This is a genomic window from Eubacterium multiforme (assembly GCF_030813415.1).
GTDB lineage: Bacteria > Bacillota > Clostridia > Clostridiales > Clostridiaceae > Clostridium > Clostridium multiforme.
On sequence record NZ_JAUSUF010000010.1, the window covers coordinates 1 to 22,386 of the forward strand.

A 22,386-nucleotide genomic window follows, 5' to 3' on the forward strand; every position below is an offset into this window, starting at 1 on the left:
TATAATTTTACAATGGAGGTTTTTTATTTTCTACTCACCGCTGAAAGCTTTTTAGAACCACCCGCATAGCAGGTGGTATTCTAAATACAAAAAAACAGCAGTAATATTTTAAAATATTACTGCTGTTTTTTTGATATTATGTATTATTCTAATTTTATATAATTAATCCAACAATTGTTGCTGTTAATATACTTACTAATGTTGCACCATATAATAATTTTAATCCAAAACGTGCAACTACATTTCCTTGTTCTGCATGAAGACCCTTCACTGCTCCTGATATAATTCCAATTGATGAGAAGTTTGCAAAAGAAATTAAGAATACAGAAACAATACCAATTGATCTTGCTGATAAATGTATGCTTCCACCTACTAATAAATTCATTGCAACAAACTCATTAGATACTAACTTAGTTGCCATTACACTTGCAGCTTGTATTGATTCATTTAAAGGTACACCCATTAAAAATGCAAATGGAGAGAATACATATCCAAGTATTTCTTGGAAGCTTATACCAAAGACTGCTTTAAATATCATATTAATCATAGCAATTATTGCTACAAAACCAACTAACATGGCAGCTACTATAACAGCTACTTTAAATCCATCTAAAATATATTCACCAAGAACTTCAAAAAATGTTTGCTTCTTTTCTTCATTAACTACTAAAATATCTTCCTCTTCTGCTACCTCATAAGGATTTATAATTGATGCTATAATAAATCCACCAAATAAATTTAAAACAAGTGCAGTTACAACATATCTAGGCTCTAAAAGAACCATATAAGAACCAACTATAGACATAGATACTGTTGACATAGCTGATGCACAAAGAGTATATAATCTATGTTTAGGTAATAATCCAAGCTGTTTTTTTACTGAAATAAATACTTCAGATTGACCAAGTATTGCTGATGCTACTGCATTATAAGATTCTAATTTACCCATTCCATTGATTTTACTTAAAACTACTCCTATAGCTTTTACTACAACAGGAAGTATTTTTAAATACTGTAAAATACCAATTAACGCTGAAATAAATATTATTGGTAAAAGAACACTAATAAAAAATGAAAATTGATTATTATTAACTAATCCACCAAATACAAAATTTACTCCTTCTCCAGCACATTTAAGCAATGATTCAAAACCATTTGCTATACCACCTATTAAATAATTTCCTAATTGTGTATTTAGTAAAACAAAACCAAATATAAATTGTAAAATAAGCATTATAATAACAGGTTTATATTTTACATTTTTCTTATCACTACTTCCAACCCATGCAAGTGCTAAAACAACAATTAGTCCTATGATTCCAATAATATACTTCATTTCTTATGCTCCTTCTTAAATACAATATTTTTAATATTATTATGTTCTATATAAGATGCAATAAATACATTTTATTTTTAGTAAATTATTTTCTTTATGTTATTTGACTTAAAATTATAATTACACTTTAAATTTTAAAAATATTCTAAGCCATTTCGATATTTTTCGTCATAAGTACAAACATACTTATTATAAGTTTCTATTGAACATTTGTAAAGAACTGTTTGAAATTTTGTTCATATGTGTTTTAAATAAAAGGCACTCTTTTATAACTGTTTATCATAAACAATTACAAAAGAGTGCCTATATGTAGATTTCCAAAAAATTTTTTATGTTATCAAAAAACTATTATAATTAAAATAAATTTTCTTTATATTTTATTCTAAAAGCCTTTTTGCCGTGTACTGATCAGTAATTAAAATATTTGCAATTTTTCCTTTTAGTGCTCCTTTTATTGCCCTTACTTTATGTTCTCCACCAGCAACTAAAATAGATTTTTCTTTTTCTTTAAGAGCCTCTAATGATATAGCAATAGTACGATTATCAACTTCTTTATCACAAATTTCACCATTCTCATTAAAAAAACGTGAACAAATATTACCTGCACTATTTTCCTTTAAAATCACTTTCTCCCCTTCACTTAAATAACCTAAATTAAAAAATAATGATTCATCATTAACACTACCAACTGTAAAAATAGCTATATTAGATTTCATTCCTATTTTTAATATACTTCTAATATGACTGTCTTTTTCTACTACTTCTTTTATGTTAGAATTATCAAAAATCACTGGTAATGGTAAATATTTAGGAATTCCATTAAAGGCTTTAGCAAAAATAGAAGCAATTTCAGGATCATATTTATTTACCTCTAAATCAGTAATTGACCCTTGCAACTGAACTACTTTTATATCTTTTAAATTCTTAGATGTAAGTTTTTCTGAAATTTTATATATTGTTTTTCCTCCACTTACTCCAATAATATCTCCATCTTTTATATTTTCTTCTAAGTATTTTGCCCCTTCTTTAGTAATATATTCTATTATAGATTCATAATCTTCCTTTGGTGAAAGAGCAATACAAACCTCTTTTAATCCATACTTTTCTTTTAGTCCATTAGCTATCTTTTCTAAATCAGTAAATGGATCAATTACATTAATTTTAATAAAACCCTTTTCCTTTGCATATTTAAGAAGTCTTGATATAGTTGGTCTTGATATTCCAAGACGAGATGCAATTTCCTGCTGACTATAATCTAATTGATAATAAAGTCTTGCAACTTCAACACTTAATTCTTGTTTTTCATTATCTAAAATTCTCATTTTCTCTTACTATTCCCCCATATATACAATACATAAATTTATAATACAACTAAATAATCGTTTTCATTTTTTAGATTTATTTATAAGTTTATGTATTAATTTTTCATAAACCTCACATTAATTTTAATTATTAATTTTTATTCAATTATACTAAAAACAAATATTCATTTCAATATTCTACATAATCCCCGAAATATTATTAGGTTTAAAATTTGGATTTGTATACCTGCCTTTTTTAATTGTTTTATTTCCATATTGTATAGCATTTTTAGGACAATAATTAATACATGCTAAACACTGACAACATTCTCCACTCCATTTTGGTCTTCCATCTACTATTTTTATAGTATTTAAATTACAAACTTCTGAACATATTCCACAAGATATACATTCATCTGTTGAATAAAACTTAGATATATTTATAGCATTTTTTTGAAATAAAGGATTTACTACTTTTGTTAAAAGAGAAGGCATAAATCCTTTTTTTAATTTAAACACACCATTTTCCTTTTTCTTTATTACTGAATTTATTTCTTCTAAACTAATTTTAGCTTTTTCTAACTTTTCTGATTGTACTTCTTTTGAATCCACATCCCCTAAGATTATGTAATTATTAGGCATAACTATAGAAAATCCACTATTTAATTTCATTCCCTTATTATTAAGTTCATCTTCAATTATTTTCATAGTATTCCCTACATTATTCCCACAAGTTGCTACTGAAAATATATAGTTATTTTTATAATTATTAAATTTAGCTTTTCTTATAAACTCTCTAACTATTTTAGGTGGTGCCCAAGCATAAACTGGATATACAAAACCTATTATTTCATCATCTTTCAAATTAAAATTTAGCTCATTTCCTTCTTTAATAAACTCAGAAATAGAAACTATTTTATCATTATTTTCTTTAACAATTCTTCTAGCTATATCTCCTGAATTCCCTGTACCTGTAAAATAAAAAATCATTTTTTCTTCCTCCCATCATAATTATTTTAACTTTGATTCAAATAATTCTACAATTACTTTTTCTGTGTCAATCATACCTGGTGATGCTATAAGCCCCATATTTTTCATTGTAATCTCAGGTGTATTGCCATTTATACCATGTTCATTATAAATATATGTATCATTCATAGCAAATTCAACAGACCTAAAGGCTGCATCCACAGCTACTATACCTTTCATTGTACACCCTTGATTTCCTCCATCACAAATCATTCCTATTATACTAGATGCCATATTATTAATAGTTTTATTCATATCTTCTAATGTACCATCTTTCAAATAAACTAAAGCACAAGCCATTCCTGTGCCAGCAGCTATAGCACAACCACAAAATGCTGATAAACGTCCTGAATATTCTTTTATATACATTGTTATTAAATAACTTAAAGCAGTTGCTCTTAAAAGCTTCTCTTCAGATAAATTATTTATTTTATACACAGCATATAATGGCATTGTTGCAATAATACCATGAGCTCCTGATCCTGTAATACTCATTGCAGCCTTATCTAATCCAATTACTCTAGCCTCAATTGAAGCGTTACAAAGTAACTGAGCAGTTTTAACTTCATCTTTAGAAATAATTTTGCCCTTATTCATTTTTAATAAATATTTTGCAAATTTAGTTCTAGAACTTGATAAACCTTCATTAAACAGCTCCATATTCATGCAATATGCTTCACGAATAAATTCTATTTCTCTTATATCAACAGTTGTAATATATTTATATAAATCTTTTAATTTATACTTATGAATTATATGACTTTCTTCTTTTTCTAAATTTTCATTATCTTTTATATTACTTTCTTTTTGAAAGTTAACTTTACCATTTACAACAATACTTGTAATGTTCGTATGATTATGACGAATAGTTACAATAGCTGTATCACTAATTGTTTTAACAGTAGCTTCAATAAATATATCTGATGTTATACCACTTAATTCTACAGTAACTTTGCCATCATCAATAAGTTTTTTTGCCTTTACATTATCCTCAAAAGTTACATCTAAAAGAGCCTCAAGTCCTTTATTACTATTCCCTGCAACAACCCCAAGAGCAGCTGAAAATAAATTTCCAACTTCTTTAGAATTAGGAATACCACAAGTAAAAGCATTCTTATACATTCCAGAATTCATTGATACATTAACACTTTCTATTTCTCCTTTAGTATATGAACGTGCCTTAGCTACTGCAAAAGCAATTGCTCCTGGTTCAGTAACTCCTAAAGCAGGCTTCATATCTTCTTTTATAAGTAATGTAAGTTTATTCAATGTTACTTACCTCCTAATAAATATTTAAATAAACAGACTGTTTGAAAGGTATTTCAAAGAATCTGTGTAAATATATCATAATTATTAATAACTGACTTTTAGTTGGATGTTGATTTTAGATAGACCTTTAGACTTACTTAATTTAAAAAGTTTTTATTTAATATACTTTTCACTTTCTATTTTACCATTTATCCCCTAATAAGTAATCTTATATACAATTTATCTCCAAAGGAACTATTAATAAAAGAGCCTATATTTCTATAGACTCAAATCTTCACTATACTTTTTCATTAACTTTTTACAGCACCATCCGCTATACCTTCAATTATATATTTTTGACATACTGAATAAAAAATTACTATTGGTATTATTGCTATTACTAATAAAGCCATCATTGCTCCCATATCTATAGATCCATATCCACCTCTTAAATATTGTACAGCTATTGGTATAGTTGCATAATCTGTACCAACTATTAAATAAGGTAATAAGTAATCATTCCATACCCACATAACATTTAAAATTGCGATAGTTGTAGTAATTGGTTTTAGCATTGGCATAACAATTAAAAAGAAATTTTGTATTGGGTTACATCCATCTATCATTGCGGCTTCTTCTATTTCTAGTGGTATTGATTTAATAAAGCCAACATACATAAAGGTTGATAATCCTGCGCCAAAGCCTAAATACAATATTATTAATCCAACAGGATTATCTAAACTTAAAGTATTAGCAACCTTTGTCATAGTAAACATAACCATTTGGAATGGGACAACCATTGAAAAAACTATTAGATAGTACAGAAATTTTGTAAATCTAGTTTTAACTCTAGTTATATACCAGGCAGTCATTGATGTGAAAAATACTATTACTATTGTTGCTCCTATAGTAATAAACAATGACCATTTAAGAGCTGACAAGAAACCAGTTTTCTCTATTCCACTAATAAAATTTGTAATTCCAGAAAAAGTTTGTTCATTAGGTAATTGAAATGGTTCATTGCTTATATATAATTTTCCTTTAAAGGAATTCATTATAACTATTAATGTTGGTGATAGAAATAATATTGATAAGGCTGTTAATATTACATATAAAATTGTTTTTTCTACCTTTGTCCTCATTAATTTTCAACCTCCTTCTTCCTTGTAATCTTAAGTTGAAATAACATTATTACTGCAACTATTACAAAGAATATTACTGCTTTAGCCTGTCCAATACCTTCAGAGCCTACTCTTCCATAGAAAGTCTTATAAATATCTAAAGCTACCATTGCAGTTTGACCTCCAGGAGCTCCATCAGTTAAGGCTAAATTTTGGTCGAATAATTTAAATGCATTTGAAACTGTTAGGAATAAACATATAGTTACAGCTGGCATAACTAATGGTATTGTTATATTTTTTAAAATACTCATTTTTGATGCTCCATCTATTTGCGCTGCTTCTATAAGTTCACTTGGTATGTTTTGTATTCCAGCTATATATATAATCATCATATATCCTATTTGCTGCCAATTTAAAAGTATTACTAAACCCCAAAATCCATATTCAGGTTTATATGTTAAAGTTACTCCAAATTGATTTAAGATCCCATTAAGAATAAGTTGCCATATATATCCTAACACTATACCACCTATTAAATTGGGCATAAAAAATACTGTTCTAAAAATATTAGTTCCCTTTAATTTTCTTGTTAACATATAAGCAAATGTAAAAGCAATTACATTAATTGTTACTACTGAAACAATTGTAAATTTTGTAGTAAAGAAAAGTGAATTCACAAAACCATCATTTGAAAAAGCCTTTATATAATTTTCAAAACCAACAAATTGTGCATTTGCTACAGTTGTAAATTTAGTAAATGATAAATAAATACCCATTATAAAGGGAATTAAAAATGCTATAGAAAATGCTATTAATGTTGGCAAAACAAAGAACCAAAAATATTTTTTTATATTCTTTTGCATAAACTCACTCCTATATAATTTACTTAAAAAAGGCGAACATAAATATCGCCTTTTTAAGTTAATTTATTATTTTTTTTCTGATTCCCAAGTTTCTTTTACTGATTTAACAATATCATCCCATTTCATACTTCCTTGAACATATTGAAGTAAATCTGCTGAGAATTTATCTTTAAAGGCTTGACTTGGAAATGCTTGGAATATCCAAGGTATATTTTGAACATCTTTGTTAGCCATCCATTTTAAAACCTCTTCTGATAATGGATCTGATGGTTTTTCCTCTTTAAATGCCTCAAATGGAGCTATAAATCCTAAATCATTAGTAACAAAATTCTTTCCTGTGTCACTTGTAAATAACCAATTTAAGAAATCAACAGAAGCTTTTTGTTGTTCTTCTGATGCTTTACTATTTATAGCAAAATAATTTTCTGTACCTACACAAATACCTTGATTTTTTTCATCCTTCATACCTGTGTATATTGGCAAGAATTTAATATCTTTAGATTTTACTACATTACCTTTAACTTCTTTAATTTGACCCCATGCCCAGTTACCATTTTGAACCATAGCACATTCTCCTAAAGCAAATTCTGCCATAGAATCATCAACAGTTTTTCCTGATAATAATCCTTTTTTTGTTGAAGAATTTGTAGTATATAAATCAAAAATATTTTTAAAATTATTTTCATATTTAAAATTTATTGCTTTAGCCTCTAGCCCAGTTTCTAAAACTGCCTTGCCTTCAGCTGTAGTATCTTTAAATTCATAGTATAAAGGTATATTTGCTAAATGAGTATCCCATCTCCATCCATTACCTGCAGACATTGATGTTGATGCAAAAACTCCTTTAATTCCTAATTTATCTTTTTTAGATTGCATATCTTCAGTAACCTTTTTAAGTTTTTCAAAACTATTAATTTCTTCAATTGACTTTATCTTGCTATCTCCTAATTTAAAATATTTGTTCATTATAGCGTTGTTATAAATTATTCCATATCCTTCAACAGCATATGGAATTCCATAAACACCATCTTCATTAGTTATTGCCATAGATTTATCCATTAAATTTTTATAAAGGTCAGTATCTTTTAAATCTGCACAGTAATCCTTCCATGATTGATATCCTACTGGTCCATTAATTTGAAAAATTGTTGGTGCTTCCTTTTTTGCCATTTCTGCTTTTAATGTTTGTTCATAAGTACCACTTGCTGCAGTTTGAACTTTAACCTTTACCCCAGTTTCTTTTTCATATTCAGCAACAACTTTATCATAAACTTCTGCAATTTCTGGCTTAAAGTTTAAGAAATAAATTTCTTTAGCTGATTCTGAATCCTTTGAAGAATTGTTTCCACTTCCACACCCTACAAATGTACCTGCAATAATCGCTGTTGCAAGTGTCAATGATAATATTTTTCTTAATTTCATACCCTTCCCCCACATATTTTTAAATTTATAATAGAAACGTAATTTTTTGTTACGTTTTTATTCTAGTATTTTATGAAAACGTTTTTAATTTTCAAGAAAGTTTATAGCTAATATTTTTTTATATCATTATTCTCATAAAACTTATCATTTATATATTATATTTTTGTTTTTGATTAAATATTATTATTTAAAGTGGAATTCTGTAAAATTAGAAATTTATTTTATCTTTCCATTTTTCTAATTTTAATTCTATTATCATACTTAACTTTTCTCATATGTATTTATTTTTGCTCTTTTTATTATTATCATGAAATTACTGTTATGAAATAATTTCAACTCCCTTATGAATAAAAAATATCCTTCCTAGTAAAAATTTTACTAAAGGATGTACACAATTAATCGAAATTTCTAAAAATGACTAAAATACATAAAAATAATCACTCATCTCCAGTTGTATCTATTACTTCTACCACTATTGAATTACTTGAATATATAAAAGAAACTATTGGATTTGGTAAAATAATAAAAAAGACTAATTATAATATAGAAAAACATAAAAATTGCTATACATTTGTTGTTAATTATAATAATGCTATTAGCTTACTTGAAGATATTTATCCATATTTAGTTATAAAATCAAAAAGTAAAAGAGCTAAGATGATAATTGAAGATTATAAAAATTTAACTCCTAGAAATAGTAGATATTCTGATAATCTTTTAAAAGAAAAATATGAATTTTACAGAAAATTTAGAAAAATAAAATAAAGCCCACATAATTGTGAGCTTATTTTTCTATGGTGGAGGCGACGGGTGTCGAACCCGTGTCCGAAAGTAGATCCGTCTAGCTTTCTACGAGCGTAGTCTGCATATTAAATTTCGCTTACAAGAGTGCCTACAGACAGGCGCCTTGCTTGCTAGCTTCATAAGTTCCGTTCCTAGCTCAAAGCTTTGCTAGGCTCGGTTCCCCACTAATTATGACACCAGGATCCTAAGCCGTGGGCAACCTAGGGCTGATGAGTAGCTTATATTAAGCTGCTAATGCAAAATTATTATCTTCTGCGTTTATCTTTAATGCATACTTTATTATCGAGGCACCATGCTTCCCTCGGCCCGCTTACCAAACCTCACTTACCCCCGTCGAAGCCAAAACGCCCCCATGTTAGTAAATTTAGTTTTGTAAAACGCAAATAAACAATATTTAATTTTATTTCGTGTTTTAATTATATAGCACATAAACTTCACTGTCAACTTAACGAATTTATAAAACTATTTCACATTATGGCAAGTTTTTTATAACTTATAAAAACTTTTAAAATTAACTTTTTTCTGCTAATTATTTTGAAATAATAGAATCTCTCTAAATATTAATTAAATATAAAGGCCTATCGAAAATCAACACTTCCTAAAATATAATCTTTTATTTTAAATAAAGACTGTTGCAAGTTTTAATACTAATTATTATCTATTACAACAGTCTCATTATAAAAATTTAAAATCTTATATAATCTGCTGATACATATCCATAGCCATTTTTATATTTAATTTTATGCCAGCCTTTTGATGTTGATACTATTTCTACCTTACTTCCTCTTTTTAAACTTCCTATAATAGAATTTTTTGTTGAAGGACCTTTTCTTATATTTAAACTGCTTGCTGTTACTTTTCCTATTTTATTATTTGAAGATGGTTTATTTGAACTTGAACTATTATTTGTTTTCACATAATCTGCTGACACATAAGCATATCCACCTTTATATTTAATCTTATGCCAACCCTTTGATGTTGATACTATTTCTACTTTACTACCTCTTTTTAAACTTCCCTTTATTGATCCTTTTGTTGAAGCACTGCTTCTTACATTTAAGCTACTTGCTATTACTGTTCCTGACTTTATTATAGTTTCTGGTTTTTCTTGTGGCTTATTATTTGAACTATTTCCAGAATTATTATTAGAATTATTTATTTTCACATAATCTGCTGATACATATCCATAACTATTTTTATATTTAATTTTATGCCAGCCCTTTGTGCTTGATAGGATTTCTACTTTACTTCCCCTTTTTAAGCTTCCCTTTATTGAATTTTTTGTTGATGGTCCACTTCTTACATTTAAACTACTTGCTGTTACTGTTCCTGACTTTGTTACATTTTCTGGTTTTTCCTGTGGCTTTTCTTCTGGTTTATTATTGGGTTTATTATCTGGCTTTTCTTCTGGTTTGTTATTTGAATCATTATCAGGACTATCCTCTGGAACATTAGTATCTTCATTTAACTTTATATTATCTTTTAAATATTTTTCTATTCCATCTGCAACTGCCTTTGCAAGTTTATCTTGATACTTATCATCCTTTAATTTTGCTGACTCAGTTTTATTTGATATAAACCCACCTTCAAATAAAGAAGATGGCATTTCACTTTCTCTAAGAACTGCAAAATTTGCATTTTTAACTCCCCTATTATATGCACCAGTTTCTTTTATTGAATTATTTTGAATATTATCACTTAATGGTTTATGCTTTGATTTATTTTTATGATAATAAGTTTCTATTCCATGTGCTGACCCTGAAGTAAAGGAATTTATATGATTAGATACTAAAAGATCTGCCCCATATTCATTTGCCATTTTAGATCTATCAATTAAAGATATATACTCATCTGAACTTCTGCTCATTTTAACTTCTATCCCTTTATCTTCTAGTCTTTTTTGTATTTTTAGTCCTATTTTAAGATTTAATTCATCTTCCTTAAGTCCAAAAGCTGAACTTCCATCATCATGTCCACCATGTCCTGGATCTATAAATACTTTGTAATAATTTCTATCTACTTTATTATTTTTTAAATAATATTTTTCTTTACTATTTGAAACATAAACTTCTATTACATGAAGCTTGTCCCCATTCTTTTTACTTAAATAAACTGTTCCTTCTTTTTTAGGAATAACTATACCATCCTTAATATCTACTGTATATTTATTTGACATTTTAAAGTCTCTATATTTTGATAAATCTAATGTTTCTCCAAATTTTAAAGATACACCATTTTCAACTATAACCTTTTCTCTATCATACCCATTTATTACTGATAAAAATTGATTTTCTAAACCTACCTTTGAATCTGCGTCTGTTATTTTACCTCCAATAGGTATTAATGATATAGCTAACATAAATAAAGTTGTTTTAATTATTCTCTTTAACTTTTCCCTCTTCAATTAAATCCCACCTTTAAATATATATTTATTTACATTGTTCATATTTTAGTAACAATTTTATTATAATTTAATCTTTATTTTTATTCAATATTTTACAATTAATTTGTAATATTTGTATACATATCAAAATTTTTTAACTCTTAATTACTCTACCTAAAATGAAAAGTTACCTAAAATATAAACAAATAATAATAGAATTTATTAAAACTGATACTCTATTAACCTTATAAAAAGATTTTAATAAAATATCAGCCTTTAATTTATGCAGTTACTCTTCTCATAGAAGAACTTATTATTTTAAAGAGCATTGAACCTGCAACTAAATTTATAGCTACTGCTGGAATAACTACTACTACAAATAATGAAGTAAATCCTGCTGGAAGTCCAACTAAAATACTTGCAGATAACAAAAATGTTACCCCACTAATTAATGTTCCTACTGGAAACACTATTATACTTTCCACCATCCTTCTTTTATTTTCAGCCATACTTTTTAAAACTTTAAGTTTATTAATAAAAATCAAAATTAAAAATACTAAATTTACAGTAATAATTTTATCTATCATATTAGGAAGTTGCCCCCCTGGAAACTTTGTTGTCATACCTGTAAATATTCCAGTTATTATTCCTGCAATTAAAGATGTCTTATAATCTCCCCTATTTAAAATCATAATTATAAATAACATTACAAGAGCAAAATCTGGCTGCATAGGTAATCCAAGTGCTGGGGTAATTTGATGAAGTATTGCTCCAATTCCAAGTAATAAGGCATTAATTATCATTTTTTTAGTTTTTTCATTTTTTTTCATAATATCTTCTCCTTTAAAATAATTATTATTTTTTTGCCACTCTCCTAAACTTTCATCATTTCATAACACTTTGATCACCTCCTTTAATTTAATAAAAAAACCGTCCTATGCTAAAAACATAGGACGGATAAATATTCCGCGTTGCCACCTAAATTGTGTTTAATATATGTATAAAATTAAACACCACCTTAATTTCAAGTACTAACATACTCTATCTGCTATAAGGTGCAGCCCACCATAAATGCTACTTTCTAAAATTAGATTTCGTTTTATTCCTCTAAGGTCCATTCACTAAATCTCTTCTTGCTAGGATTTCACCACCCCTAACTCTCTTTATTAAAGCTTAATTTAACTACTCTTCCTTTTCACTGGATTATCATTATTAAATTCTCTTATAATATATAATATCAGATTATCAGTTTTTTGTAACCTATTTTATGGATTTATTTTAAATTATATTAAAAATAAACACTTATACAAAATACAAAGATTTAAATTTTTGCATATTTTAATATATTTAAAACTGATTCGTAGAAGAAATTTACATAGTCATGCTTGTCTTCTTCTTTAAGTTCCTTTTTAACCGCTTCTACCATAGGTACATCATCTGTAATTATGTTGTCTACCCCTAAGTAAATCATCTTTTCTGCAAGTTCTTCATTATTTATAGTAAAGACATGAACTTCCTTTCCTAAGGCATGAAGAGCATAAACTGTTTTTGAATTTACAAGGGAGGATTCTAAACTAAAGAAATCTACATTAAGTTTTTCAAATTCTCCTATAGCTGCAATTACAATATATCCAACCTTTAATTTTGGATTAATATTTTTCATTTCTTGAAGGGCTTCAAAATTATTTGATGATATTACAACTTCATCTTCCATATCATATTTTTTAATTATATCATTAACATTTTTAACTAAAGGATCATCATTACCCTTTGGCTTAAGTTCAATATTTATTTTAATTTTTCCCTTTGCTTCCTTTAATACCTCATCTAAAGTTGGAACTTTTTCACCTTTATACTTTGTAGAATGAAATGAACCATTATCAAGTTTTTTAATTTGATCTAATGTTAACTCTCTAACTGTTTTATTTACTCCTGCTGTCCTTTTAAATGTTCCATCATGAAGAAGTATTGTTTTATTATCCTTTGTAGTCTGCACATCAATTTCAGCAAAATTAGCTCCTTCTTTCTCTGCAAGCTTTATAGCTGATAATGTATTTTCTGGTGCTTTTACACTTGATCCTCTATGGGCAGTTACAGCTACTTCATCATTAATTACTCTATGAAATACTACTCCATATCCAACAGTACCACTAAATATTGCAAATGCCAAAGTTAATATAACTACAAATATGTTAGAATATTTCTTAGATATTTTATATAAAACATTTTTCTTATAATCTTCATAAGACTTAAATTCTCTTTCTTTTACATTATTTTCCCTTAAATCATAATAAAGTTCTACTAAAAATGAAACAAAAAGTGGTGTTGATATAATAGATACTAATACAAATATTATATAAAATACTATTAAAAGACCACCTAAAAATATTTTACTTGCAAAAGATGTAGCCCCTAACACATAATCACCAACGAAAAAGCCAATTCCCATAATTAATATCATTAAAATTAAAGCCATTAAAGACATTACAACTGCCCAAAGTGCTATAGCTCTAAATAACTTCCATCTATTTTTCTTATATATAACATAACTCTTTTTTACAGCATCTTTGCCTTTTACCTTTTCTATAACTACTATTGGAATAGATAAAATCCATCTAAATAATAAAATGGCTAATCCAATTATTATTAATCCATATAAAATTTTCCCGCCTATAGTTTTTGAAAGCTCTATTGTTATAAATGGAGGAATTGAATAATCTTTAATTAATGAACTACAGAGTCCTATTCCTGTTAAAGGTCCTATTACACCTGTAATTATTATAAGTGGAATTATCCCCCTATTTAATGTATCTTTTAATATTCCTATTACATTAAATATTCCATCTATAGCCTTAATTTTTTCACCTCTATGAGATTTTGCTCCTATGTATGTTAAAACCCCTATCTCTATAAATATAGTACAAAAGGCCATAATTAATAATATTAATATGCATATTATTCCTTGAAAACTTAATCCAAATTTTATGAAATCCTTATTTGTAAGTGTAAATAATCCTTCAGTTCCTATAAAGTATTTAAATATTAAATATAATATTGGAACAAATATAAAGGCTGTTAAAATCCTATAACACATTTCAAAATAAGTACATGCAAAAAAATTAAATTTAAAATTATTAAAGGTCTTCTTAATTAGAGAAAGAATTCCTTTATTTTTATATTTACTTTTCAATATTCTTCCCCCTTTACTTTAATTTTATTATCCTACTAATTTATTAGAAAATCCATTTTCATATAAAAAAGACTATTAGAAAATTACTTTCTAATAGTCTTTAACTCATTTATTATATATTTAATCTGATGTTCTTGCAAGCCATATTGCAGCTATAACAATTAATAATCCTCCAATTAGCTGAAGTCCTGTTAATGTTTCTCCATAAACTAAGTATGCAAATAAACTTCCAAGTACTGGCTCAAGTGCAACAAGTACTGATGCAACTCCTGTTTCTATATAATCTGTTGCTTTAACATAAGAAATATTTGCTATAAATGTGCTTAATACACCTATTGATAAAATATTAAGTATTACAAATATTGGTGATGCACTAGAAGTTATTGCATTGTCTATTCCAGTAAAGTTTGTGAAAAATGCTAAAACTATTGTACTTGCTATAAATCCATATATTAACATACTATCCTTAGTATATTTTCCCTCAAAAAATCTTGGTATTACAAGTTGAAGTGCAAATAAAACTCCTGTTGAAAGACCAACTAATAATCCAGTTATATCAAGATTTTCAAATCCAACTCCAAATATATTTGAAATTAAAAGACAACCTGTTATTGCAAGGGCAATTACAATTGCTTTCTTTCCTGTTATTTTTTCTTTAAAGAATATTGCATTAAATATTGTTACCCAAATTGGATTTGTAAACATAAGAACAGTTGCAACAGCAATTGGTACTCTCTCTACTGCAATGTTAAATGTAGTAAAGGATAATCCAAAAGTTACAACTCCATAAATACCACTTATTATAATTCCTTTTAAATCCACCTTAAAGGCATTTCTGTTAAAAATAAATAAAAATATACCAAATCCTATTGCAGCTATTAAGCATCTAAAAAATGATATACTCATTGAATCAATGCCTGCATTAGCTAATGTTCTACTAGTTACTCCCATCATTCCCCAGAATAATGTTGCAATTAATACAAGTATAATTCCTTTTTTCTTATTGTTCATTTTTTTCTCCTTCCGTAATTCCATTATGTCATTTAAAACTTGCTAAGGTTTACAAAATACTTTTATATTTTACTATAAATTCTTATGTATTTTTTTGTTTTAGAACATTGTTTACACTATGTACATATTTGTATTTCAAATAGGCAAAATAAAAATCCCCTATTCTATAACCAGACCGTGTACATTATAGACAAGGGGATTTTTTATTAATTTATAAACAGCATACCTTATTTAAAGTAGCCTAAATTTATTATTAACTATTGTTCTTTTAAATATTCATCAATTGCTTTTGCTGCGTCTTTTCCAGCTCCCATAGCAAGTATTACTGTTGCAGCACCTGTTACTGCATCTCCACCAGCATAAACCTTTTCTCTTGTTGTTTTACCTGAATGTTCTTCTGCAATTATACATTTTCTTTTATTTGTTTCAAGTCCCTTTGTTGTTGAAGATATAAGAGGATTTGGTGATGTTCCAAGAGACATTATTACTGTATCTACATCCATTATAAATTCTGAGCCTTCAATTTCAACTGGTCTTCTTCTTCCTGACTCATCTGCCTCTCCAAGTTCCATTCTTATACACTTCATACCTTTAACCCATCCCTTTTCATCAGTTAGAATCTCTACAGGGTTTGTTAAAAGATCAAATATTATTCCTTCTTCTTTAGCGTGATGAACTTCTTCCACTCTAGCTGGAAGTTCTTCTTCACTTCTTCTATATACAATATGAGATTCAGCTCCAAGTCTAAGGGCAGTTCTTGCAGCATCCATAGCAACATTTCCTCCACCTACAACAGCAACTTTATTACCTGTTCTTACTGGAGTTTCATAATCATCTTTAAATGCTTTCATTAAATTAACTCTAGTTAAAAATTCGTTAGCTGATAATACTCCATTTGCATTTTCTCCTTTGATTCCCATAAATCTTGGAAGTCCTGCACCTGAACCTATAAATACAGCATCAAAATCTTCATCTTCTAATAATTCATCAATAGTTATAGTTCTGCCTATAATCACATTAGTTTCAACTTTAACACCTAATTTTTTAATGTTTTCTATTTCACTTTTAACTACAGTATCCTTTGGAAGTCTAAATTCTGGAATACCATAAACTAAAACTCCACCAGCTTCATGAAGTGCTTCAAATATAGTTACATCATATCCCATTTTAGCTAAGTCTCCTGCACAAGTAAGTCCTGCTGGACCACTTCCTATAACAGCAACCTTTTTCCCATTACTTTCTTCTTTTGCTGAAAGGTCAACATTATGTTCTCTTCCCCAGTCAGCTACAAATCTTTCAAGTTTTCCAATAGAAACTGGATCTCCCTTTATTCCAAGTACACACTTTCCTTCACATTGACTTTCTTGTGGACAAACTCTACCACAAACTGCTGGAAGAGCACTATACTTTGCAATAACCTTTGCTGCCTCTTCAAATTTTTCTTCTGCAACCATCTTTATAAACTCTGGTATATCTATTGATACTGGACACCCTGTAACACATCTTGGATTTTTACATTGAAGGCATCTCTTAGCTTCCCTTACAGCCTCTTCTTCATTATATCCTAAGCAAACTTCTTTAAAGTTTTTTGCTCTTTCTTTAGGGTCTTGCTCTCTAACTGGTACTCTCTTCATTCTATCTTTCATATCCATAATTATTCATCTCCTCCACAATGTCCACATCCACCATGATGAGTGTCGCCTTCCTCTTCTTTAAGGATTGCTCTTCCTTCTTCAGTCTTATACATAGTTTGTCTTCTCATAGCTTCATCAAAATTTATTAAATGTCCATCAAATTCTGGCCCATCAACACATGCAAATTTAACTTCATTTCCAACTGTTACTCTGCAAGCTCCACACATACCTGTTCCATCAACCATTATAGGGTTTAAACTTACTATTGTAGGAATATTAAGTTCTTTAGTTAACATACACATAAATTTCATCATTATCATAGGTCCAATAACAATTGCTTCATCATAATGTTTTCCTTTATTTTTAACTAAATCTGTTAAACAATCTGTAACTCTTCCATTAAAACCATAAGATCCATCATCTGTTGCAATATAAAGATTTTTAGCAACAGCTCTCATTTCATCTTCTAGTATTAATAATTCCTTATTTCTACTACCAACTATAACATCAACATCGATTCCATGTTCCTTCATCCATTTTACTTGAGGATATACAGGCGCTGCACCAACTCCACCTGCTATAAATATAAATTTCTTTTTCTTAAGATCTTCTATATTTTCTGATACAAATTCACTTGGTCTTCCAAGAGGTCCAACAAAGTCAGCTACATAATCACCTACATTATATTCTGCTAATTTCATTGTTCCATGTCCAACTGTTTGGAAAACTATAGTAACTGTTCCTTTTTCCCTATCAAAGTCTGCAATAGTTAATGGAATTCTTTCTCCCTTTTCATCATTTTTCAATATTATAAATTGTCCTGGGTTTGCGGATTTTGCAACTCTTTTAGCTTCTATATCCATTAAGTATATATTTTTTGCAAGTTCTCTTTTTGAAACTATTTTATACATATGACTAACTCCTCTTTATTTAAATTTATATATTTCATCACCAAAAGCTCCCATGGTATTTTGGGAGCTTTTGGAAATTTATAATCTTTACTCTTTAAAAATCTACGTCTTCTCCATAGTATGCCGCATTGTAAATTCTTTCTATTAATTCAGTGTTTACTTTTCTTGGATTAGTTGCTGTACATGCATCAAGCACTGCATTTTCTGACATGTACTTTAAGTTTGCTTTAAACTCTTCTTCATCTACTCCATATTCTTTAAATGTTCTTGGTACATTTAATTCTGCATTTAAATCTCTTATTAATTTAACTAATGATTTTGTTAATTCTTTATCATTATTTCCTTCTAATTCTAACATTTTAGCTATTTTTGCATATCTACTTCCACATTCAACTGCATTAAATTCTATTACTGATGGAAGTAAAATAGCATTTGCACATCCATGAGGTACATGGAATACTCCTCCAATTTTATGAGCCATTGAATGAACTATTCCAAGAGAAACATTACTAAATGCCATTCCTGCTAAACATTGTGCATCATGCATTTCTGCTCTAGCTTCCATATCTCCATCATAGGATTTCTTTATGTTATCTCTAACCATTTCAATTGCTTTAAGAGCTAAAGGATCTGTAAAATTATCTGCAATTGTTGAAACATAAGCTTCCACAGCATGAGTCATTGCATCCATTCCTGTATGAGCAACTAATTTTTGTGGCATAGTTTCTGCAAGATCTGGATCTACTATTGCAATATCAGGTGTTATATTAAAGTCCGCTAAAGGATATTTTATTTTTGCTGCATAATCAGTAATTACTGAAAAAGCTGTTACTTCTGTAGCTGTACCACTTGTTGAAGCTATTGCTATAAATTTAGCTTTATTTCTTAACTTTGGTAATCCAAATGGAACTATTGCTTCTTTGAAAGTAAATTCTGGATGTTCGTAGAATATCCACATAGCCTTAGCTGCATCTATTGGTGATCCTCCACCTAAACCTATAATCCAATCAGGCTCAAATTCTTTCATTGCTTCTGCGCCCTTCATAACTGTTTCTACTGATGGATCTGATTCAACTCCATCAAGTACTTTAACTTCAAGTCCTGCTTCTTTTAGGTTATCCTCTATTTTTTGTAGGAAACCAAATCGTTTCATTGAGCCTCCACCCATAACGATCATTGCTTTCTTTCCTTCAATATTTTTTAATACATCAATTGAACCTTTTCCATGATAAATATCTCTTGGTAATGTAAAACGTGCCATAACAAAACTCCCCCTAAATTTTAATTTTAAATTTATATTTTATTTATTTTTAATTTTATCGTTTACATAATTATTTATAAGCAACTATCGTGCCAAAAAAAATTAAGTTATGATTCCCTTACAACTACGTCATTTTTTTAACAATCTCTTATGTTTAACAAATTTTACACTGTACTAAAATATTACACAATTTTATTTTTTATGTAATATTTTAATACATTGTTATATTTTAGTACACTTAATAAATCTTATATTTATCTAATTTATAATACAAAGTATTTCTACTTATTCCTAAAGACTTTGCAGTTTTACTCATATTATAATCATTAATTTTAATAGCCTTTTCAATTAATGTTTTTTCTATATCTTTTATATTGAAGCTATTTCCTATTTCAATATATATTCCATTATCCTTTGAATCATTCCTAGGTTTTATCTCTTTTTCTTCTATATCTTTATTTTGGAACTCATTTTGATTATTGTCAACAAATTGATAGGATATATTTCCGTCTAAATTAACAATATTTTCTATACAATTTTCAAGTTCTCTAATATTTCCAGTCCAAGAATAATTAATAAGCTTATTATATAAATCATCACTAATCTTTGGAACTTTTTTATTTAACTTAAAGGCTTTTATTCTTAAAAAATGCTTTATAAGTTTTTCTACATCCCCTTTTCTTTCTCTAAGAGGTGGTAAATGAATTGGAATAACACTTAATCTATAATATAAGTCTTCTCTAAAATTACCATTTTTAATTTCTTCTTTTAAATCCTTATTTGTAGCTGCAATTATTCTAACATCTATAGGAATTTCTTTAGTACTTCCTACTCTGCTTATCATTCCTTCCTGTATAACTCTAAGAAGATGTACTTGCATCTCTAATGGCATTTCACCAATTTCATCTAAAAATATAGTTCCACCATTTGCCAGTTCAAACTTACCAACTTTTCCACCTTTTTTAGCTCCAGTAAAAGCACCTTCTTCATAACCAAACAATTCACTTTCAATTAAGTTTTTTGGTATGGCCCCACAATTTATTGCAACAAAGTTGTTATCTCTCCTATAACTAAAATTATGTATGGCTTGTGCTAAAATTTCTTTACCTGTTCCACTTTCCCCTTCTATCAATACAGTAGAAGGACTATTTGCTATAATTTTGCAATTAGTAATAACATTTAAAATTGCATCACTTTCACCTAAAATATCATCAAAGGTCTTATATGCTCCAAAGGATTTTAAACTATTCTTTTCTCTTTCTTTGCGCATTATAATTACAGAACCTACTATTTTATCATTTAATCTTATTGGCTTTACTGTTATTAATGTTCTATTATTTATATCATTTAAAAATTTTACCTCTTTTATATAGGTTTTATAATTAGATTCTTTAAAACTTAAATTAATACTTTTCCATCCTGGTATTATAGTATCTATTTTTTTATTTAATAAATCTTCTGTATGTAAGCCTATTATTTCACAGGCTAATTCATTAACATTATTTATATCTCCATCTGAATTTATAATTATAATTCCTTTTCCTACGTTATTTATTACACTTCCTACATACTTATAGGTTTCTTCTAAAACTTCACTTACATGTAATCTTTCAAGGTCATTTTCTATAGCCTTAACTCCAAATAAAACTAATCCTAAAGTATGCGGATGCTTATTTATCCATTCTGAAGTTAAATTTAATGTTCCTATTATATCACCATTTTTCCCATGAATAGGTGCTGCTGAACACGTTAACGTTTTAAACATATTAATATAATGCTCATCTGCAGTAACTTGTACTGCTTTATTTTCTTCAATTGCAACTGCCATAGCATTAGTTCCTATGTTTTTTTCATTCATATACATTCCTGAATATATATTTAATTTTTCGTATTCTTTAATAATATTTTCTTTTCCCGTTACATATAGTATACACCCATCTTTATCTGTAAGTACTATTATAAACTTTTCATCTTTAAGAACATCTTTAAACATATTCATATATATTTTAGATATTTTAATTAACTTTGCATTATCAATTAAAATTTTATTTAATTCATCACTTTTTAGTTTTTTATTAGATTCTTTATTTTCTTCCTTTATTCCATATGCTTTGCTTCTTTTATGAGAACTTATAATTGTATTTTTATTGTCAAAATCCATTTGAACTTTCCTCCTAATACAATTTGTTAAATATTATACTTCTATTATAATACTAAATTTAACTAATTTTAACCATTTTACAAAGTATTTGCATATATATAATTAATTTTAATAAATAAATTAAAGAGAGTATTTCTCTTATGGAAATACTCTCTTTAAAATTAAGTAAATCTAAAGCTCTATCTAAACATAGCCTCAAATTAATATTTATTTCTATTTTTAAGTTCTCTTTGCATTTCTCTATTGTGAGCCTTTTCAAGTAATGAATCCCTTTTATCATAATTCTTCTTACCTTTACAAACCCCAAGGGCAACCTTAACCCTTCCATTTTTAAGATAAAGAGATAATGGTATAAGAGTTAATCCTTCTCTTGATACAAGACCTGCAAGTCTTCCTATTTCTTGTTTATGAAGAAGTAATTTTCTATCTCTTAATGGATCTTCATTAAATATATTTCCTTGCTCATAGGGACTTATATGCATTCCTCTAATAAATATTTCTCCATTTCTAACCTCTGCATAACAATCCTTAAGGTTAGCTCTACCATTTCTTATAGATTTAACTTCTGTTCCAACTAAAACTATTCCACATTCAATTGTTTCTTGTATAAAATAATCATGTCTTGCTTTTCTATTTTCTGCTAAAGAATTTGAATTTTTCTTTCTTGCCATTTTGTTTTCACCTACTTTTTCTTTACGCCTATATAACTTA

17 protein-coding genes, 1 other RNA gene and 1 other annotated feature are annotated in these 22,386 nt (G+C 27.8%); of the genes, 1 reads left to right on the plus strand and 17 read right to left on the minus strand.

What is annotated here, in order from left to right:
* Positions 1 to 154 precede the first annotated feature (154 nt).
* The 7 genes from J2S18_RS11935 to J2S18_RS11965 all read right to left on the minus strand — a co-directional run bounded on the left by J2S18_RS11935 (position 155) and on the right by J2S18_RS11965 (position 8,320).
* Positions 155 to 1,336, minus strand: a complete 1,182-nt coding sequence (locus J2S18_RS11935) for a NupC/NupG family nucleoside CNT transporter (protein WP_307487166.1) — start codon at positions 1,334 to 1,336, stop codon at positions 155 to 157.
* Between the two features lie 377 nt (positions 1,337 to 1,713).
* The gene (gene deoR / locus J2S18_RS11940) at positions 1,714 to 2,658 is read right to left on the minus strand and encodes a DNA-binding transcriptional repressor DeoR (RefSeq protein ID WP_307487167.1); all 945 of its coding nucleotides are present in this window, start codon (positions 2,656 to 2,658) and stop codon (positions 1,714 to 1,716) included.
* 177 nt (positions 2,659 to 2,835) lie between these two features.
* Complete coding sequence (locus J2S18_RS11945) at positions 2,836 to 3,627, minus strand: EFR1 family ferrodoxin (protein WP_307487169.1); 792 nt, start codon at positions 3,625 to 3,627, stop codon at positions 2,836 to 2,838.
* Positions 3,628 to 3,648: 21 nt separating this feature from the next.
* A complete protein-coding gene (locus J2S18_RS11950) occupies positions 3,649 to 4,935 on the minus strand; it encodes an L-cysteine desulfidase family protein (RefSeq protein ID WP_307487170.1) in 1,287 nt (428 codons plus the stop codon).
* A 290-nt stretch (positions 4,936 to 5,225) separates the two neighbouring features.
* On the minus strand, positions 5,226 to 6,056 hold the full coding sequence (locus J2S18_RS11955; protein WP_307487171.1) for a carbohydrate ABC transporter permease: 831 nt from the start codon (positions 6,054 to 6,056) through the stop codon (positions 5,226 to 5,228).
* Entirely contained in the window at positions 6,056 to 6,898 is an 843-nt protein-coding gene (locus J2S18_RS11960; RefSeq protein ID WP_307487173.1) for a carbohydrate ABC transporter permease, read from the minus strand. The genes J2S18_RS11955 and J2S18_RS11960 overlap by 1 nt, the downstream gene beginning before the upstream one ends.
* A gap of 66 nt (positions 6,899 to 6,964) precedes the next feature.
* Positions 6,965 to 8,320: an ABC transporter substrate-binding protein gene (locus J2S18_RS11965; RefSeq protein WP_307487174.1), complete on the minus strand. Its 1,356-nt coding sequence runs from the start codon at positions 8,318 to 8,320 to the stop codon at positions 6,965 to 6,967.
* Between the two features lie 414 nt (positions 8,321 to 8,734).
* On the opposite strand from J2S18_RS11965, the gene J2S18_RS11970 reads away from it, so the two are divergent.
* Positions 8,735 to 9,085: a hypothetical protein gene (locus J2S18_RS11970; RefSeq protein WP_307487175.1), complete on the plus strand. Its 351-nt coding sequence runs from the start codon at positions 8,735 to 8,737 to the stop codon at positions 9,083 to 9,085.
* Positions 9,086 to 9,115: 30 nt separating this feature from the next.
* Here J2S18_RS11970 and ssrA read toward each other — a convergent pair.
* The 10 genes from ssrA to smpB all read right to left on the minus strand — a co-directional run bounded on the left by ssrA (position 9,116) and on the right by smpB (position 22,346).
* Positions 9,116 to 9,476: a transfer-messenger RNA gene (gene ssrA, locus J2S18_RS11975) on the minus strand.
* 333 nt (positions 9,477 to 9,809) lie between these two features.
* Positions 9,810 to 11,528: an N-acetylmuramoyl-L-alanine amidase gene (locus tag J2S18_RS11980; RefSeq protein ID WP_307487177.1), complete on the minus strand. Its 1,719-nt coding sequence runs from the start codon at positions 11,526 to 11,528 to the stop codon at positions 9,810 to 9,812.
* Between the two features lie 260 nt (positions 11,529 to 11,788).
* Positions 11,789 to 12,337 carry a tryptophan transporter gene (locus tag J2S18_RS11985; RefSeq protein WP_307487178.1) on the minus strand — a complete coding sequence of 183 codons (549 nt, stop codon included), beginning with the start codon at positions 12,335 to 12,337 and terminating at the stop codon, positions 11,789 to 11,791.
* Positions 12,338 to 12,453: 116 nt separating this feature from the next.
* Positions 12,454 to 12,715: a binding site (T-box leader), on the minus strand.
* A gap of 113 nt (positions 12,716 to 12,828) precedes the next feature.
* A complete protein-coding gene (locus tag J2S18_RS11990; protein WP_307487179.1) occupies positions 12,829 to 14,697 on the minus strand; it encodes a glycerophosphodiester phosphodiesterase family protein in 1,869 nt (622 codons plus the stop codon).
* Between the two features lie 120 nt (positions 14,698 to 14,817).
* The gene (locus J2S18_RS11995; RefSeq protein ID WP_307487181.1) at positions 14,818 to 15,708 is read right to left on the minus strand and encodes a DMT family transporter; all 891 of its coding nucleotides are present in this window, start codon (positions 15,706 to 15,708) and stop codon (positions 14,818 to 14,820) included.
* 257 nt (positions 15,709 to 15,965) lie between these two features.
* Positions 15,966 to 17,360, minus strand: coding sequence for an NADPH-dependent glutamate synthase (gene gltA / locus J2S18_RS12000; RefSeq protein WP_307487182.1), 1,395 nt, complete (start codon positions 17,358 to 17,360; stop codon positions 15,966 to 15,968).
* Positions 17,361 to 17,362: 2 nt separating this feature from the next.
* Positions 17,363 to 18,253, minus strand: a complete 891-nt coding sequence (locus J2S18_RS12005) for a sulfide/dihydroorotate dehydrogenase-like FAD/NAD-binding protein (protein ID WP_307487183.1) — start codon at positions 18,251 to 18,253, stop codon at positions 17,363 to 17,365.
* Between the two features lie 94 nt (positions 18,254 to 18,347).
* Positions 18,348 to 19,514, minus strand: coding sequence for an iron-containing alcohol dehydrogenase (locus tag J2S18_RS12010; RefSeq protein ID WP_307487185.1), 1,167 nt, complete (start codon positions 19,512 to 19,514; stop codon positions 18,348 to 18,350).
* 238 nt (positions 19,515 to 19,752) lie between these two features.
* Entirely contained in the window at positions 19,753 to 21,675 is a 1,923-nt protein-coding gene (locus tag J2S18_RS12015) for a sigma 54-interacting transcriptional regulator (protein ID WP_307487186.1), read from the minus strand.
* A 200-nt stretch (positions 21,676 to 21,875) separates the two neighbouring features.
* On the minus strand, positions 21,876 to 22,346 hold the full coding sequence (gene smpB / locus J2S18_RS12020; RefSeq protein WP_307487188.1) for an SsrA-binding protein SmpB: 471 nt from the start codon (positions 22,344 to 22,346) through the stop codon (positions 21,876 to 21,878).
* Positions 22,347 to 22,386: the final 40 nt, after the last annotated feature.